Source organism: Rhizobium sp. Root1212 (genome assembly GCF_001424985.1).
Classification (GTDB): Bacteria; Pseudomonadota; Alphaproteobacteria; order Rhizobiales; family Rhizobiaceae; genus Pararhizobium.
The window spans coordinates 238,971-254,686 of the sequence record NZ_LMDA01000001.1; the positions used below are offsets into that span (position 1 = coordinate 238,971).

The window sequence follows — 15,716 nt, forward strand, 5'->3', positions numbered from 1 at the left end:
TCTCCATTTGATATAGATGCAATTGCATATATATGCGCACTTGCCTTCACCGTCAATATAGATGTAAATGCATATATGTCCGATGACCCAGAAACCGCCCACCCGCAGCCCTCCCCGTTCATCACCCGCGCCTGGGTGCATCTCATGCGCGCCCAGCAACGCGTGCTTGGCGCGATCGAGCAGGATTTGAAAACGGCCGATCTGCCGCCGCTTGGCTGGTATGACGTGCTGCTGGAACTGTCGCGGGCCACGGACGGCCGTTTGCGGCCCTATGAGATCGAGGAGCGCACGCTGCTGGCGCAGCACAATCTTTCCCGGCTTCTCGATCGGATGGACAAGGCCGGACTTGTCCAGCGCGAGGTCTATGCCGAAGACGGCCGCGGGCGCTGGGTCATCATCACCGAGGCCGGCCGGTCCATGCAGGCGCGCATGTGGCGCGTTTATGCCGGGGCATTGCAGCGCCATCTGGGCGACAAGCTGAACGACGCCCAGGCCGATCAACTGGCCGAGCTATTGACCGCGTTATCGCGGAGCGCCTGAGTTTTACCCCGAAATCGGGAACGTGGAATTCCGTTCCCAATCGGCACTACTCTTGACTCTCCGGAAGATTGGAACACAATAAGAACATTCATTGACCAAACGCCATCCACACCGTTCCACAGCGCAAAATCAGGAGCATGACGCTATGTCTATCCGCAGGATGGAAGCGATCACCCATGACGTCATCTATAGTGGAGCGGTCGATGAAGTCGCGCTGGCCATCAGCCGCCATTGCGGGGATGTTCGCGCGACGATCCGGGCGCTCCTCCATGAGCGTAAGCAGTTGCGTGAACAATTGGCGCTGGCCGACATCTATATCGGTGCAGGCTTTGCGCATTCCGGTTCAAATTGTGATTGTCTTTAGGGCGCTTCCCACTATCCTCGAGAGTGCAACTCTTTTTGGGGGAGATGGGCCATTATGAAGCTGAGTGCGTTTTTTCTGTCGTCCGCGATTGCCCTTTCCGCCGCCTCGCCGGCGGCGGCGTTTCCAGTGGATAATCCATCGGTCGATGTGAGCAATGTGCAGGCCGTGGATTATCGGGGCGGATACCGGAACCAGTATTACGATCGGGGAGATTATCGCCGGAGTTATAACCGCCGCGGCTATTACAACGGTTACAATGGCTCCCGCTATTATCGGGATGGCTATTACCGGCATAACGATGGCTGGTGGTATCCGATGGCGGCCTTCGGCGCCGGCGTCGTCATTGGCGGAGCCATCGCAAGCCAGCCACCGGTCGTCGTCGACGGCGGCATCAATCCGCGGCATGTGGAATGGTGCCTGAACCGCTATCGCACCTATCGGCCCTATGACAATACCTATATCCCGCGCGCCGGCGTGCGGGCGCAGTGCTATTCGCCCTATTATTGAGGAGCGCGGGCACCGGGAGGTAAAGGTCTCCTTTGCCTCACAAAGCAAAAAAGCGCCGCCGTCGCCGGCAGCGCTTCTTCCCTCGCGCGAGCGAACTTACTGCTGCAACGTCAGCTTTTCCATGCCGGCGCCGTCCTTGCCGGTGATCGTCCAGCTGCCTTCCAGCACTCCGCCATCCTTGACCTTGTAGACGATGAGGCCCACGGCATCGTCGAGCACATAGCCGGCGGCGAAAGCGTCTTCATGCAGCATGCAGATGCCTTCGGACGTGGTATCGCCGGTCTTCCATTCGATGACGCAGGTCGTCTCGCTGGTCAGCGTGATGGTCGCGGTGCCGCTATAGGCCGAGCCGTCGAGATTGGTGCCTTCCACCGTGTAGGTGCCGGCGCTGACGGTTTGCGCCTGAGCAGGCGCGGCAAAGGCGAGCGCCGCGAGAGCAGCATAGGCCAGATATTTTTTCATGAATCGTTTCCCCCAATGAACAGCGCACGTTTCTACCAGTTCCGCGCGTGAAGCGATATCCGTTCCGGCCGTGTTCGCCGCGCCAAAAATGGGGTGATCGTCCCCGTTTTCTCCCGCCCCGGCCGGGCATCGCATGCTTCCTCCCCAAGGCCTCCGGCGAGGCAGGACGGGAGAAAGGATTTGCGGATGACGGCTGCAGGATTGGAACTGGGGATCGGGCGCGGCGCACCGCAGGCCGCGGCCTCGAAAAATTTTTCGCGCGTAACAGCGGGAGGCGACGGGCGTGTCAATGCCTCGGGTCTGGCGCGTCGAACGCAGGGCGGGACAGGCTTTTCCGCCGGTGCGACAGTTCGCAGCGTGGCTGCCGCCAGGGGCATCGCTTTCGGGGCGGCGCTGCCGCCGGCCGCGACACTCGCCGCCAATCCCGACTATGCGGCGCTTCTGCTTCGCGAAGCCTCCCTCTATGTCGCCGATACCGACATGCAGCCGTCGCGCGTCCAGAATGTCGAGGGGGTCTTCACCTTTGCGGCCGCGGATGGTTTTGCCGCGCGCGCCGTTGCGGATGGCAAGCGGTTTCGCATCCACCAGTTGCTCTACGCCGTGCGCGACATGGCCTGGGTCAATGCCACCACGGTTCATTCCGGCAACTGGCGCTCGAAGATCGATGCCCATTTCGAAGCCATGGCCAGCCGCTGGTGGTCGCAGCTTGCCGTCAATATCGACGTGGTGAACGAGGTGATGGATGCGGCCGCGACAGCGACCGGCGGATACCGGCCCAACACCTGGTATCAGGCGGCCGGCGGCCCCGACTATATTACCTATGCCTTCCAGAAGGCACGGGCGCTCTGGCCGCATACGCCGCTGTTCGTCTGCCACGATCACACCGAGCAGGTCACCGACGGCTATCACGAGACCCATACGGCCAACATTCTCGCACTGCTGGAAAACCAGCTAATCGCCGGGGCGCCGATCGACGGGCTGAACACCCAGGCGCATCTGACGATCCGCCTCGGCTTCGACCCGGTGAAGCTGCGCAATTTTCTGTCCGGCGTCGCTTCGCTCGGGCTGAAGATCATGATCGGCGAACTCGATATCCGCACCGGCTACAAGGCGGGTGTGCAGGAAGATACACCGCCGCCGTCGGCCTATGCCATCGACACTTACGATCGCCGCGCTGCCGATATCGTCAAGCGCTATCTCGATATCGCCCTGCCCTTCGTCAGCGATCAGCCTGTGCTGTGCTGGGGGCTTTCGGACCGGATCTCGCCCTGGGTACCGCCCGATGCCGAAGCCGGCGAACGGCCGCATCCCTTCAACAGCACGCTTCAGCCCAAACCCCTTTACCGCGCCATTCGCGCCGCCTTCGAGGACCTGTGACATGACCAGCATCAAGGACAACATCGCCGCCACGACCGATCCTGCCGCCGCCAACGATCTCACCGAGGGATACGGCATCGGCTCGGAATGGTACAACACCCAGACCGGGCAGATGTGGAAGGCGATCAGCGTCGCTTCCGGGGCCGCGCAATGGATGCGGCTTGCGCCCGGCCCGGCCTGGCCGCCCGGAACCTATCGCCCGCCGAACCATATCTATGCCGTCAATGACGGCCAGGTGGCGGCCAACAAACTGACGCTGACGCCGCTTCTCATCCATCGCCGCGTGACGATCGACCGCATCGCGCTCTGGCTGGTGACGGGTCAGGCAGGCGGGGAAATGCGGCTTGGCCTTTATCGCACCGATGCCTTCACCGAAGCGCCGGGCACGCTGTTTGCCGAGGCGGGCACGGTCGATCTTTCGGGTAGCGCCAGCCTGAAGACGATCACGGTGTCGTGGTCGCTGGTTCCGGGGCAATACTGGCTGGCGGCGCTGAACAAGGCGTCGGGCACCCTGCCCACCGTGCGCCGCGCCGGCGGCGCGGTGCTAGGCCATGTGCTCGGCAACGATATCGCCGGGGCCAATGCCTGGCGCTATCTCGAAGCCGCGCAGACCTATGGCAGCCTGCCGGCCAACGCCCCGGCCATGGTGCCGTCCACCGGCTCGGACGGGCCGGTGCTGATGCTGCGGCGAAGCTAAGGGCGGCACGGCGTCCGGCTTCGGCCGGGCGCCGTATCGGCCTATGGAATATTCGGGAGGTTGGCGGACGTGCCTGAAACGAGCGGGGCGGGACCGTTTCCGACCGGCGCAGTGGAAATGTGGATTTCCGATTCCACCACCTGCCAGAAGCGCTGTAGAAACGATGCTCTGTCGAAGCGTTGGACACCCTGCAGCGCGGCTTTCCGATAGTGTATCTGCGCCGCATCGCCCGCCATCGTCTCGATTGCCATGGCAAGGGCGGCGGCATCTCCCGGCGGAACGAGCAGGCCGTATCGCCCATGATGCAGCGCATCGATTTCCAGCGTCTCATCCTCGTCGAGGATTTCCGAGGGACCGGAGCGGCAATTGGTGGCGATGACCGGCACGCCGAGCGCCATGGCCTCAACCAGCGCATTCGGAAAACCTTCGGCATTGGAGGAGGAAACGAAGAACCGGGCGGTTGCAATGAGCGGAAACGGATTTTCGACAAAACCGAGAAAATGCACCCGGTCCGCAAGGCCGAGTTGGGCGGCCTGTGCTTCAAGCTGCTGTCGCAACGGACCATCGCCGAGAAGGACGAGATGATGATCGCAGCGCGCCGCCGCGAGAGCGGCAAGCAGCAGCGAGACATTCTTGTTTTCCACAAGGCGGCCCATGGCGGCGATGAAAGGTTTGTCCGGCGTCGCGTCAGCGGGTCGGGCGGCGCGTTCGGCGAGCATCGCGGCATCGAGAGGATTGGCGATGACCGTCATTTTCTGCGCCGCGAAATTCCGCTCCAGATCGTGGGCGACACCGGCGGAGGGACAGACGATCCTGTCGGCCCGCGGATAGGCAAGCCGGGTGGCCAGCCTTGCGACGCGGCCGCCAAGCGTGTGACGATGATGGCTCGAAGGGCTGACGCGCTCGCTGATGATGGCCTTGAAGCCGAAGAGGCGTGCGGCGGCGATTGCCACGAGATTGGAACGCGACAGGAAACTGATGCAGGCGACGGGTTTCAGCCGCCGCAGCAGCGGCAGCGCCAAGCGCAGCGACCGCAACAGGGAAAAGCGGCTGTCGAGCCGATGCACCGTCAGCCAGCCGGGCAGCGGATAGGCACCCGGCTCGCGGTCGAGCAGGATGAGATGAAGGTCATAGCGTTCGCTCCACGGCTGGGAGCCGTACAGCAGCGTGGACATGACGCGCTCGGCCCCGCCGCCGGTCAGCGAGTTGATGAGGAACACCGCGACCGGCTTTGCGCGAGGCGATGTCATGGCCATAGCTCATGCATTTTCGTCGGCCGGAGCGTGGGCAGCCCCTCCTCCGCGCCGTAGGTTTCCGACATGGTTTTGTGCCAGGAGGATGCCTGCGCCCGGCGACGGGCGCCGGCAGCGAGGCGTGCCCGCTCCTGTGGATCACGGTGGAGGCGTAGGAGCGCCGCGGCGAGCGCATTGTGATCGTTTTCGGGAACCAGCAGGCCGCTTTCCCCGTGGTCGACCGCATCGGGAATACCGCCGATGGCGGTGGCGAGCGACGGCAGGCCGAGCGCGCCGGCCTCCAGATAGGCGAGACCGAAACCTTCGATGCCGCCGCCGGGCACGCGGCGGGCGGGAAGGCAGAAGAGATCGGCAGCCGACAGGCGCTGCGCCACCTGCCGCTGCGGCAGGCTATCGGTGAAGCTGATGATCGCCGATGTCCGCGCGGAAAGATCGCGCAGACGGGCGGCATAATCGGCATCGAGCAAGGGGCCGACGATCTGCCATTCGATGCGCGATGCGATCTCGTCCGGCAATGCCGACAGCGCCTCGCATAGCAGGTCATAGCCCTTGCGCGGCACGACGCGGCCGAGCGAGGCGATGACGAAGCGATCTTCCGGGATGGCGAGCGACCGCCTTGCCTCATCCTTGGGAATGCCGGCGAAGAGCCATTCGCGGCCGACCCCGAGGCGCGTCACGCGCACGGCATCCGGCGCAAGGCGGAAGGCATCCCGCAGGCGCGTGGCGGTATCCGCGCTGTTGGCGACATATTCGGCCCAGCCGCTCCAGAAGCGCAGGAGCTTGAGCGGCAGCGCCCGTTTCGGGTGCTGCATGAACGAGGCTTCCGTGCCGTGGAAGGAGACGATGCAACGGGTGCTGCCCCGGTAATGCGAGAGCGCGAGCGGGATGTGGAACGGCCAATCGACCGCGTGGACGATATCGAAATCAGGCTCTTCCCACATCAGCCGGCGCACGAGCGCGATTTTTCGCGGCAGGTCGCGGGCGCTGTGCTGGCCGCCCCGATAGCGGATGATGCGGAAGGGAAAGGTCTCCTGCGTTGCTGAGCCATAATCCGCGGCAACGACCGTGACCCTGTGGCCGGCTTCGCTCGCAGCCTTTGCCATTTCCATCGCATAGGTGGCGATGCCGCCGCGAAAGGGATGGAACTCGCTGGAAAGAATGAGGATTTTCATGGAATCCCCTTTGCGTCTTTTGGGGGCATAAGGCTTCTTTGCATCAGTGTTCTCGCTTCGCGTGGGAAAAAAGCGGCCAGCAGTAGGCCATAAATCAAGCCGCCTGTGGCGACACGCAGGGCAAGCCCGGAAAGAGAGGCGGCATCTCCCATCAGAAAGACGAGGCAGGCCATCAATATAGCCGCAAGAACCACGCGTCCGAGGGCGGAAAGAGGCAGCCGGAAACCGGAATGGCTGGCGCGTTGGGCGCTCAACGCAGCGCTGACGGCCGCGGCACAAAGCGGGCCGAGCGCGGCACCGGTGAGACCGTAGAGCATCGTTGCGGCGACGGTCAGAGTAGCCGTGAGCAACAGCTCGGTCGCCGCGAAAATCGCGATGGCCCGCGGCTTTGCGAGCAGCAGGAAGACCTGATCGGTGGTGTGCGCGCGCAGGTAGCGGAACAGGCCGGCAAGCGCCACAAGCGGCAGCAGTGTACTTCCCGCAGAATGCATCTCCTCCGGCAAAGCAAGAACCGAAACCGTACCGGCCATAGCGGCAAGGCCCAGCGCAATCGGAACGGTGACGAGATAAACCAGCACCATGTTCGCCGAGACTTGCCGGAAGCCCGCCCCCTCGCCTTCTTCCTCCATCCTGCGGACTGCGAGCGGATAGGCGCCGGCCGTGACCAGCATGACGGCGAAGGTGGAGGCGCGCAGGCCAAGGCCGTAAATGACCGCAAAGACGCCGGCAGCAGCGTGGCCGAGCGAAAAATCGACCACGAAGCGCGGCAGGTTGAGCGCCAGCGCCGCCAGAAGTGCTGCGGCCATGGCCGGCAGCCCGAAAGAGAACGCCTGTTTCAGGATATCGTGATCGAACCCCAACCGGGAACGAGGAGCGAAGGCAAGGCTATAGCCTAGCGAAGCGCGCCTTGTTTTCCCTTCTCCCCAGCGGGGAGAAGGTGGCCCGGAGGGCCGGATGAGGGGGGCGCCTGGCTGCGAAATCGCGGAGAGAGCCCCCTCATCGCCTCGCATGTGCTCGGAACTTCTCCCCACTGGTGAGAAGGGGGAAGTCGCCGCGACAACCTTGGGAATGAACGGAAGCGCCGCGATCAAGGGAAGCGCTGCGCCGAGAAGCGCGATTTCCGCGCGGGCACCGAATTTTGCGATCGCCAGCACCGAAAGCAACAGCCCGGCTGCCGGAAGCATCGTCTGCAGCATCGTGTAGAGAAAAATCTTCTCCTCGGCGCGCGCCCGTTCGCTGCCATAGGTGGCCAGCGTCCGAGCGGCGATGAAAGCCGCTGCTGTTATCAGGAAGAAACCCGCCTCATCAGGGAACCAGACGCGGCAGAAACCGAGCACGATGACGATTTGCAGGAGCGACGACGGCGTCAGGACGGCAGTTTCGATCGCCTGAAACCGTCCCCTTTCCGCGCCTGAAAAGCGCGGCAGGAAGCGCAGGACGAAATGCGACCACCAGACGAAGCAGAGCGCAAAGACAATATCCTGGAAGGCAACGACAAGCGCCAGCTTGCCAAGCTCCTCGCCCGGCAGCAGATGTGCCCAGATCAGAACGGAGGCCAGCTGCACGAGCGGCGCCCCGATCTGCGCCGGCAGGTAAAGCCGTGTCTGCCTCAGGAGCATGAAGAACCGCTTCAGTCGAGGGTTGCAGGATCACCGACAACGAAGCACAACCGGAAGCATTTGTCTTGTCTTGTTTTGGCACTGTGGAAACCGGGCGGTTGATATCGCCGCCCGACGCTTTTGTGCGGCTGTTATTTCCGCTTCAGCGCTTCGGCCAAGGCTGCACCGAACGCGCCCTGGCTCGGGGCCTGCGGCTTTTGGGCGACAGGTTTCGACATCTGCGGGCGGCCGTTCTGCGGCTTGGCGTTGCGGGCATCGCTCCTCGCCTCGCGGCTTGACTCAGCGCCACCGTCCTTACGCATGGTGAGGCCGATGCGCTTGCGGGGCACATCCACTTCCGTCACCCGGACCTGCACGACATCGCCGGCCTTGACCACCTCATGGGGGTCCTTGACGAAGCGATCGGCAAGCTGGGAGACGTGCACGAGACCATCCTGATGTACGCCGATATCGACGAAGGCGCCGAAGGCCGCGACGTTGGTCACCGTGCCTTCCAAGAGCATGCCCGGCTTCAGGTCCTTGATGTCGTCGATGCCATCGGCAAAGGTCGCGGTCTTGAAGCTCGGGCGCGGATCGCGGCCGGGTTTTTCCAGTTCCGACAGAATGTCCTTCACCGTCGGCAGGCCGAATCGCTCATCGACGAAGACGCGCGGGTCGAGCGCCTTCAACGCGGCGCTGTCGCCCATGATGGCGCGCAGATCGCGGCCGCAGGCGGCGATGATCTTCTTGGCGACGCCGTAGGCTTCCGGGTGCACGGCGGAGGCGTCGAGCGGCTCCTTGCCGCTGGGGATGCGCAGGAAGCCGGCGCATTGTTCGAAGGTGCGGGCGCCGAGACGCGGAACCTTCATCAGTTCCTTGCGGCTATCGAACGGGCCGTTGGCATCGCGATGCGCGACGATGGCTTCGGCGGAAGACTTGCCGAGACCGGAGACGCGGGCGAGAAGCGGAGCGGACGCCGTGTTGAGATCGACGCCGACCGCATTCACCGCATCTTCGACGACGGCATCGAGCGAGCGGCTGAGGCGGCCCTGATCGACATCGTGCTGATACTGGCCGACGCCGATCGATTTCGGATCGATCTTGACGAGTTCGGCGAGCGGGTCCTGCAGGCGGCGGGCAATCGAGACGGCGCCGCGCAGCGACACGTCGAGGCCGGGGAATTCATCGGCCGCCGCCTGCGAGGCGGAATAGACGGATGCACCGGCTTCCGAGACGATGACCTTGGTCGGCTTCGGGGCCGGCAGTTGCGCCAGCATGTCGGCGACGAGACGTTCGGTCTCGCGGCTGCCGGTACCGTTGCCGATGGCGATCAGCTCGATCTTGTGCTTGCGCACGAGGCTGGCGAGTTCGGCCTGGGTGCCGCGGATATCGTTCTTCGGCGGGAAGGGATAGACCGTGGTGGTTTCAAGCAGCTTGCCGGTGCCATCGACGATCGCGACCTTGACGCCGGTGCGGATGCCGGGGTCGAGGCCCATGGTGGCGCGCGAACCGGCGGGTGCGGCCAGCAGCAAATCCTTGAGATTGCGGGCGAAGACGTGGATCGCCTCTTCTTCCGCCCGCTCGCGCAGCTCGCGCATCAGGTCGAGCGACAGCGACATGGAGAGCTTTACGCGCCAGGTCCAGCCGATGACCTCCATCAGCCACTGGTCGCCCGGCAGCGTCGCGCCGACCGTATAGGCGGCGGCGATGGTGCGCTCGACGGGCTTCACCGGCGAGGTATCGTCCTGATCGACGACGATATCGACGGACAGCACCTCTTCGTTCCAGCCGCGCAGCATGGCAAGCGCCCGATGGCCCGGCGCCGTCGCCCAGCGTTCGGTATGATCGAAATAATCCGCGAACTTGGCGCCGGCCTCCTGCTTGCCCTCCACGACGCGGGCGCGCAGTTGCGCTACGCCGCGCATATGGGTGCGCAGGCGGCCGAGCAAATCTGCATTTTCGGTGATGCCCTCAGCAATGATATCGCGTGCGCCTTCCAGCGCCATCTTGATATCCGTGACATCGGCCGTCAGGAAAGCTTTGGCACGCTCGGCGGGGGCGATACGGCGGTCGAGGAGGATGGCTTCGGCGAGCGGAGCAAGGCCGCGCTCGCGGGCGATTTCGGCCTTGGTGCGGCGCTTGGGCTTGTAGGGCAGATAGATGTCCTCAAGCTCGGCCTTGGTGGTGACGGCGGCGATCTTGGCGGAAAGCTCGTCGGTCAGCTTGTCCTGGCTGCGGATCGAATCAAGGATCGCGGCACGGCGGGCTTCCAGTTCGCGCAGATAGACCAGCCGTTCTGACAGGGTGCGCAGCTGCGTGTCGTCGAGGCCGCCGGTCACTTCCTTGCGATAACGGGCGATGAAGGGCACGGTCGCGCCCTCGTCCAGAAGCTCGACGGCGGCGATCACCTGGGCCGGCGCGGCGTTGACCTCACGCGCGATGAGAACGGCAATCGGCATTGCGGAAGCGGTTTTGGCAGAGCTGGTCATGATATCCCATCAGGTGGAGAGCGTGCGGCGAACCATAGATGCGCAGAGCATGAAGGCCAAGTGAGGGCGCGAATGCCGGGCGGTTACGTCCACAGATGGATACGGGATGGTGCGGCATATCCCTTCTCCCCGCATGCGGGGAGAGGGAACGACGGAGAGAGCTATATACTCACCGGCTCCAGCGGTTTACGGCTCGCCTCGAAAGCACGCAAAGCCGCCTCCCGCTCGGGGATGTAGTTGCGGGTATAGGGCACGGCGTCCTGCTCCCTCGAGAGCTGAATCTGGAAGATCATCAGCTTGTCGTGCAGGAAGGCAGTCTCGGAGGCTGCGAGATAGAATTCCCACATGCGGAAGAAGCGTTCGTCATAGAGGCGGATGGCTTCTTCCTTGCGGGCCGTGAAGCGTTCGCGCCAGGCCCGCAGCGTATGAGCATAGTGCATGGGCAGGATTTCGATGTCCTTGACCATCAGGTGCGCCTTCTGGATGGCAGGCAACACCTCGGCCAGCGACGGCATGTAGCCGCCCGGAAAGATATATTTCTCGATCCAGGGATTGGTGGCCCAGGGTTTTTCCGCCTGGCCGATCGCATGCAACACCATGACGCCCTGCGGCGCCATCAGCTCGGCCATCTTGCGGAAGAAATTGTCGTAATTGGCCATGCCGACATGCTCGAACATGCCGACCGAGACGATGCGATCGAAAGGCTCTGCTCGCATGGTGCGGTAGTCCTGCATCAGGAAGCGCACCTTGTCCTCAAGATCGCGCTTGCCGGCCCGTTCCCGCGAAATCTTCAGCTGTTCCTCGCTGAGCGTGATGCCGGTGACATCGACGCCGGAGGATTCGGCCAGATACATCGCCATGCCGCCCCAGCCGGAGCCCACCTCCAGCACGCGCTGCCCCGGCTCCAGCAGCAGCTTGGCAGCGATGTGACGCTTCTTGGCAAGCTGCGCCTCGTCGAGGCTTATGCCCGGCGGGTCGAAATAGCCGCAGGAATATTGCCAGTCCTGATCGAGGAAGAGATCGAAAAGCCGCGCATCGAGATCGTAATGATGGGCGACATTCTGGCGGTTGCGGTTTATCGGCAGGTGGCTGCGCAATTGCTGATCGGCGAGATGCAGCAGGGTCGTCACCGTGTTGCGGACGGTTGCGGCATTTTCCAGACCGTTGCGCTTCATCATGTCGATGACGTCGAAGATGTCGCCTTCCTCGACCACGAGGCGGCCATCCATATACATCTCACCGAATTTGAGCGCGGGATCGAAGAGGATCGCCTTTTCCGCCTCCTCGTCGATGGTGCGCATGACGATGCGGACGCCGGTGCCGTCGCCAAGCTCAACCTCCCGCCCGGAGGCGAGAATGGCCTTCAGGTTACCCGTCTTTACCAGACGACGCAGAATATCGAGAAATGTATGGCTCATGACGCACCTCGATCCGTCGAACAGCCCTCAAGAGATAGGGCGTCCAGCGGCTGTTGGCAACAGGTACAGCGTATCCCTCAATACCCTACTTTCTTAGTATATCAGGCCTTGCGCATGACGCCCTGCCCTTCCAGCCGCGCCCGGTCATGCGGGCGGGTGAAATCGAGGAGCGGGCCGGCCGGTACGATCCGTGTCGGGTTGATATGGGCAATCGAATAGTAGCCGCGCTTGATCTCGTCGATCTTCACCGTCTCGGCAATTCCGGGCCATTGGTAGATTTCCCTGAGATAGGCCGAGAGATGCGGATAATCCTCCAGCCGGCGGACATTGCATTTGAACACGCCGTTATAGGCGGCATCGAAACGGATCAGGGTCACGAACAGGCGGATGTCGGCCTCGGTGAGGTGCGTACCCGCGATGTAGCGGTTCTCGCCCAGATGGACTTCGAGCGTATCGAGCATGGCGAAGACATCGGTGACCGCAGCCTCATAGGCTTGCTGCGTCTTGGCAAAGCCGGCGCGGTAAACGCCGTTGTTGACCTTGTCGTAGATCGGTGCGTTCCAGCGGTCGATTTTGGCACGCAGCGGCTCGGGGTAGAAATCGAGATTGTTGCCGGTCAGATGGTCGAAGGCGGTGTTGAGGATACGCAGGATATCGGCGGATTCGTTGTTGACGATCCGGCCTTCCTTCAGGTCCCAGAGCACGGGCACGGAAACCTTGCCGGTGTAGTGCGGGTCGGAGGCGGCGTAGAGTTCGTACTGGTAGCGGATCTTGCCGACGCGAGGGCCGGCATCCTGCGGCTCCGTATAGGTCCAGCCGTTTTCGCCAAGCTCGGGTTCGGAGACGGAAAGGCCGATGATCCCTTCCAAGCCCTTCAGCTTGCGCATCATCAGTGTGCGCGAGGCCCAGGGACAGAGATAGGAGACGAACAGCTTGTAGCGTCCCGCTTCAGCCGGCAGACCCGGCTGGCCATCCGGCCCGGCCGCGCCATCGGGCGTGATCCAGCTGCGGAAACTCGTCGGCTCGCGATGAAAGGCGCCGCCCTTCATCTCGCTTGCGGCGACATCGCCTTTTTCCCATTTTCCATCGACCAGTTGCGGCATCCGTCACTCCCTCACATCAGGACGCGGCGCCGCCGCGCCGCAGGGTCATGACCTCTCACGGCGGGACAGGTGCCGCAAGACGGCAGGTTTGAGACAGACTGTTCGATGATTGGAGGAGGTCCGCGCCTCAGCGCGGGAATTCCAGCCCCATCTCGCGGAAGCGCTCGGGGTCGTCACCCCAGTTTTCGCGCACCTTCACGAACAGGAAGAGATGCACCGGCTGTTCGAGGATTTCCGACAATTCCTTGCGGGAAGCCATCGAGATCGACTTGATCGCCTCGCCGTTGCGGCCGAGCGCGATCTTCTTCTGGCTGTCGCGCTCGACATAGATCACCTGCTCGATGCGAACGGAGCCGTCCTTGCGCTCCTCCCACTTTTCCGTCTCGACGTGAGAGGAATAGGGAAGCTCCTGATGCAGGCGCAGGAAGAGCTTTTCGCGGGTGATTTCGGCAGCGAGCTGGCGCATCGGCAGGTCGGAAATCTGGTCTTCGGGATAGTACCACGGACCTTCCGGCAGTTCAGCCGCCAGATAATCCATAACGTCCTCACAGCCAGAGCCGTTAAGCGCCGAGATCATGAAGGTGCGGTCGAAGGAGACCATTTCGTTGGCTGCGGCGGCGAGCTTCAGCAGGTCTTCGCGCGAAACCTGATCGATCTTGTTGAGCACGAGAATCTTGCGCTGGTGCACATCCTTCAGCCCTTCGAGAATGGTTTCGGCATCGCCCTTCAGGCCGCGCTCGCTGTCGATCAGCATCATGATGACATCGGCATCCTTGGCGCCGCCCCAGGCGGTCGTGACCATGGCGCGGTCGAGCCGGCGCCGCGGCTTGAAGATGCCGGGCGTATCCATGAAGACGATCTGGGCGTTGTTGTGGATGGCGATGCCGCGCACGATGGCACGGGTCGTCTGCACCTTGTGGCTGACGATCGACACCTTGGCGCCGACAAGGCGATTGACCAGCGTCGACTTGCCGGCGTTGGTCGCGCCGATCAGGGCGACGAAGCCCGAATGCGTGGCAGCGGCAGTCTCGTTGATCTCTTCGGTCATGGCGTATCCCAGGGGCAGTTCAATCGTTGCGATTGCGGGGTCTTGTCCCCGGATCTTCAATGGTTCGGCGCTGGAGTCTGTCTGGTTCAGGTTGAACCAGACAGACTCCAGATTCTTTTGTTTTCGTTTGTCTTTTCGGGAAAACCGGTTCCCACTTTTCCCTGACAAACTCTAGGCGAGGTCCGAGGCCTTCCAGACCCCTTCCCTCTCCAAAATCTTCGTCGCGGCCACCTGCTCGGCGGCGCGCTTGGAGCGGTCGGTTCCGGTTTCGGGCGCAACACCCTTGATCTCGACCGTCACCGTAAAGCGCGGATCGTGATCCGGCCCGGAACGATCGTCGACCCGGTAGTTCGGGGCGATGCCGAATTTGGCATGCGCCCATTCCTGCAGTTCCGTCTTGGCATCGCGGCGGGCGCCATCGGCGCGAACGGCCCGCGTTCCCCAATGGCGCATCACGAAACCGCGTGCCGCCTCCAGCCCGCCGTCGAGATAGATCGCAGCGATGAGCGACTCTACCACATCGGCGCGGATGTTGAGCATGTGTTTTCCCGTCACGCGCTTCACGTCGGCGCCGGTGCGGATATAGAGGTGAAGCTCCAGCGCATCGGCGACGACGGCGCAGCTTTCGGCGCTGACGAGCTGGTTCAGCCGCACCGAAAGCTCGCCCTCGGTCGCATCGCGGAATGTCTGGAACAGCAGTTCGGCAATGCACAGGCCCAGCACCCGGTCGCCCAGAAATTCCAGGCGCTCGTAATTCGAGCCCTTGGCATTGCGGGCGCTGGCATGGGTCAGCGCCCGGTCCAGCCGCTCCTGCTGCGTGAAGTGATAACCGATCGCGGTTTCAAGCGTATGCCGGTTTTCCGCGTTCAGTGGTTTCCGGATCATTGCACGCTCTTGAACAGGCGGTCGTAACGCAGGTTGGTCGGCCACTTCCACACTTCGCGGAAGGAGGTGTCGTTGCCGAGCGAGAAGAAGATCATGCTGGCGCGGCCGACGAGATTTTCCGCCGGCACGAAGCCGACATCGAAGCGGCTGTCGGCGGAGTTGTCGCGGTTGTCGCCCATCATGAAATAATGGCCTGCCGGCACGATGAATTCGCGGGTGTTGTCGCCGCGGCTATCGGGGAACTGGTCGAGCGTGTCGAAGTTGACGCCGTTATCGAGGGTTTCGCGGAAGACCGGGACATCGGCGCCGGTGTCATACTGGTCGTCGGCGCGGAAGGCGCCGTCCGGCACGCGCTCGACGGCCTTGTCGTTGACGTAGAGGATGCTGTCGCGCACCTGGACGCGGTCGCCCGGCAGGCCGATCAGGCGCTTGATGTAGTCGATGTCCGGGTTCGGCGGAAAGCGGAAGACGACGACGTCGCCGCGCTTCGGTTCGCTGGCGAAAATGCGGCCCTCAAAAAGGTCCGGCGAGAAAGGCAGCGAGTATTTCGAATAGCCGTAGGCGAACTTGTTGACGAAGATATAGTCGCCGACCAAGAGCGTCGGCATCATCGAGCCCGAGGGAATGGTGAAGGGCTGGAAGAAGACAGTGCGGATCACCACGGCAAGCAGAAGCGCCTGGATGATGACCTTGACGTTTTCCCAGAGGCCACCCTGATTTTTCTCAATCTTCTCTGCCACGCCGTTCTTTCCTTGTGTGCCGCTTTCGCGCCGTCCTCTTGGGTAGGATCGGCCTCGCGAAAT

15 protein-coding genes are annotated in these 15,716 nt (G+C 63.0%); 5 read left to right on the forward strand and 10 right to left on the reverse strand.

Annotated elements, in window-relative coordinates; genetic code table 11:
• The first annotated feature begins 75 nt into the window (after positions 1-75).
• The 3 genes from ASC86_RS01185 (at position 76) to ASC86_RS01195 (ending at position 1,411) form a co-directional block, all read left to right on the forward strand.
• Positions 76-540 (forward strand): MarR family winged helix-turn-helix transcriptional regulator, encoded by a 465-nt coding sequence (locus ASC86_RS01185; RefSeq protein ID WP_056315054.1) that lies wholly within the window; start codon positions 76-78, stop codon positions 538-540.
• A gap of 145 nt (positions 541-685) precedes the next feature.
• Complete coding sequence (locus ASC86_RS25485; protein WP_156386858.1) at positions 686-904, forward strand: hypothetical protein; 219 nt, start codon at positions 686-688, stop codon at positions 902-904.
• Between the two features lie 54 nt (positions 905-958).
• Positions 959-1,411 (forward strand): BA14K family protein, encoded by a 453-nt coding sequence (locus tag ASC86_RS01195; RefSeq protein ID WP_056315057.1) that lies wholly within the window; start codon positions 959-961, stop codon positions 1,409-1,411.
• 96 nt (positions 1,412-1,507) lie between these two features.
• On the opposite strand, the gene ASC86_RS01200 is transcribed toward ASC86_RS01195, so the two are convergent.
• Positions 1,508-1,873 (reverse strand): hypothetical protein, encoded by a 366-nt coding sequence (locus ASC86_RS01200; protein WP_056315059.1) that lies wholly within the window; start codon positions 1,871-1,873, stop codon positions 1,508-1,510.
• A gap of 186 nt (positions 1,874-2,059) precedes the next feature.
• Between ASC86_RS01200 and ASC86_RS01205 the strand changes: the two genes are divergently transcribed.
• Positions 2,060-3,250: an endo-1,4-beta-xylanase gene (locus ASC86_RS01205; RefSeq protein ID WP_056315061.1), complete on the forward strand. Its 1,191-nt coding sequence runs from the start codon at positions 2,060-2,062 to the stop codon at positions 3,248-3,250.
• A 1-nt stretch (position 3,251) separates the two neighbouring features.
• Positions 3,252-3,947: a hypothetical protein gene (locus tag ASC86_RS01210; RefSeq protein ID WP_056315063.1), complete on the forward strand. Its 696-nt coding sequence runs from the start codon at positions 3,252-3,254 to the stop codon at positions 3,945-3,947.
• A gap of 41 nt (positions 3,948-3,988) precedes the next feature.
• Here ASC86_RS01210 and ASC86_RS01215 read toward each other — a convergent pair whose 3' ends face one another.
• The 9 genes from ASC86_RS01215 to lepB form a co-directional block, all read right to left on the reverse strand.
• A complete protein-coding gene (locus tag ASC86_RS01215) occupies positions 3,989-5,197 on the reverse strand; it encodes a glycosyltransferase (protein ID WP_162244965.1) in 1,209 nt (402 codons plus the stop codon).
• The gene (locus ASC86_RS01220) at positions 5,194-6,372 is read right to left on the reverse strand and encodes a glycosyltransferase family 4 protein (RefSeq protein ID WP_056315066.1); all 1,179 of its coding nucleotides are present in this window, start codon (positions 6,370-6,372) and stop codon (positions 5,194-5,196) included. The genes ASC86_RS01215 and ASC86_RS01220 overlap by 4 nt, the downstream gene beginning before the upstream one ends.
• Positions 6,369-7,991, reverse strand: coding sequence for a polysaccharide biosynthesis C-terminal domain-containing protein (locus ASC86_RS01225; RefSeq protein WP_056315067.1), 1,623 nt, complete (start codon positions 7,989-7,991; stop codon positions 6,369-6,371). The genes ASC86_RS01220 and ASC86_RS01225 overlap by 4 nt, the downstream gene beginning before the upstream one ends.
• A 131-nt stretch (positions 7,992-8,122) precedes the next feature.
• Positions 8,123-10,459, reverse strand: coding sequence for a Tex family protein (locus tag ASC86_RS01230; protein WP_056315069.1), 2,337 nt, complete (start codon positions 10,457-10,459; stop codon positions 8,123-8,125).
• 161 nt (positions 10,460-10,620) lie between these two features.
• A complete protein-coding gene (locus tag ASC86_RS01235; RefSeq protein WP_056315071.1) occupies positions 10,621-11,877 on the reverse strand; it encodes a cyclopropane-fatty-acyl-phospholipid synthase family protein in 1,257 nt (418 codons plus the stop codon).
• Between the two features lie 101 nt (positions 11,878-11,978).
• Positions 11,979-12,980: a glutathione S-transferase family protein gene (locus tag ASC86_RS01240; RefSeq protein ID WP_056315073.1), complete on the reverse strand. Its 1,002-nt coding sequence runs from the start codon at positions 12,978-12,980 to the stop codon at positions 11,979-11,981.
• A gap of 127 nt (positions 12,981-13,107) precedes the next feature.
• A complete protein-coding gene (gene era / locus ASC86_RS01245; RefSeq protein WP_056315075.1) occupies positions 13,108-14,028 on the reverse strand; it encodes a GTPase Era in 921 nt (306 codons plus the stop codon).
• Between the two features lie 171 nt (positions 14,029-14,199).
• Positions 14,200-14,913, reverse strand: coding sequence for a ribonuclease III (gene rnc / locus ASC86_RS01250; RefSeq protein ID WP_056315077.1), 714 nt, complete (start codon positions 14,911-14,913; stop codon positions 14,200-14,202).
• On the reverse strand, positions 14,910-15,653 hold the full coding sequence (lepB, locus tag ASC86_RS01255; RefSeq protein ID WP_056315079.1) for a signal peptidase I: 744 nt from the start codon (positions 15,651-15,653) through the stop codon (positions 14,910-14,912). The genes rnc and lepB overlap by 4 nt, the downstream gene beginning before the upstream one ends.
• Positions 15,654-15,716: the final 63 nt, after the last annotated feature.

Excerpts from the sequence above, each read along its gene's own strand:
- ASC86_RS01185 (WP_056315054.1), top strand. The coding sequence starts at position 76 with ATGTCCGATGACCCAGAAACCGCCCACCCGCAGCCCTCCCCGTTCATC.
- ASC86_RS25485 (WP_156386858.1), top strand. The coding sequence starts at position 686 with ATGTCTATCCGCAGGATGGAAGCGATCACCCATGACGTCATCTATAGT.
- ASC86_RS01195 (WP_056315057.1), top strand. The coding sequence starts at position 959 with ATGAAGCTGAGTGCGTTTTTTCTGTCGTCCGCGATTGCCCTTTCCGCC.
- ASC86_RS01200 (WP_056315059.1), bottom strand. The coding sequence starts at position 1,873 with ATGAAAAAATATCTGGCCTATGCTGCTCTCGCGGCGCTCGCCTTTGCC.
- ASC86_RS01205 (WP_056315061.1), top strand. The coding sequence starts at position 2,060 with ATGACGGCTGCAGGATTGGAACTGGGGATCGGGCGCGGCGCACCGCAG.
- ASC86_RS01210 (WP_056315063.1), top strand. The coding sequence starts at position 3,252 with ATGACCAGCATCAAGGACAACATCGCCGCCACGACCGATCCTGCCGCC.
- ASC86_RS01215 (WP_162244965.1), bottom strand. The coding sequence starts at position 5,197 with ATGACATCGCCTCGCGCAAAGCCGGTCGCGGTGTTCCTCATCAACTCG.
- ASC86_RS01220 (WP_056315066.1), bottom strand. The coding sequence starts at position 6,372 with ATGAAAATCCTCATTCTTTCCAGCGAGTTCCATCCCTTTCGCGGCGGC.
- ASC86_RS01225 (WP_056315067.1), bottom strand. The coding sequence starts at position 7,991 with ATGCTCCTGAGGCAGACACGGCTTTACCTGCCGGCGCAGATCGGGGCG.
- ASC86_RS01230 (WP_056315069.1), bottom strand. The coding sequence starts at position 10,459 with ATGACCAGCTCTGCCAAAACCGCTTCCGCAATGCCGATTGCCGTTCTC.
- ASC86_RS01235 (WP_056315071.1), bottom strand. The coding sequence starts at position 11,877 with ATGAGCCATACATTTCTCGATATTCTGCGTCGTCTGGTAAAGACGGGT.
- ASC86_RS01240 (WP_056315073.1), bottom strand. The coding sequence starts at position 12,980 with ATGCCGCAACTGGTCGATGGAAAATGGGAAAAAGGCGATGTCGCCGCA.
- era (WP_056315075.1), bottom strand. The coding sequence starts at position 14,028 with ATGACCGAAGAGATCAACGAGACTGCCGCTGCCACGCATTCGGGCTTC.
- rnc (WP_056315077.1), bottom strand. The coding sequence starts at position 14,913 with ATGATCCGGAAACCACTGAACGCGGAAAACCGGCATACGCTTGAAACC.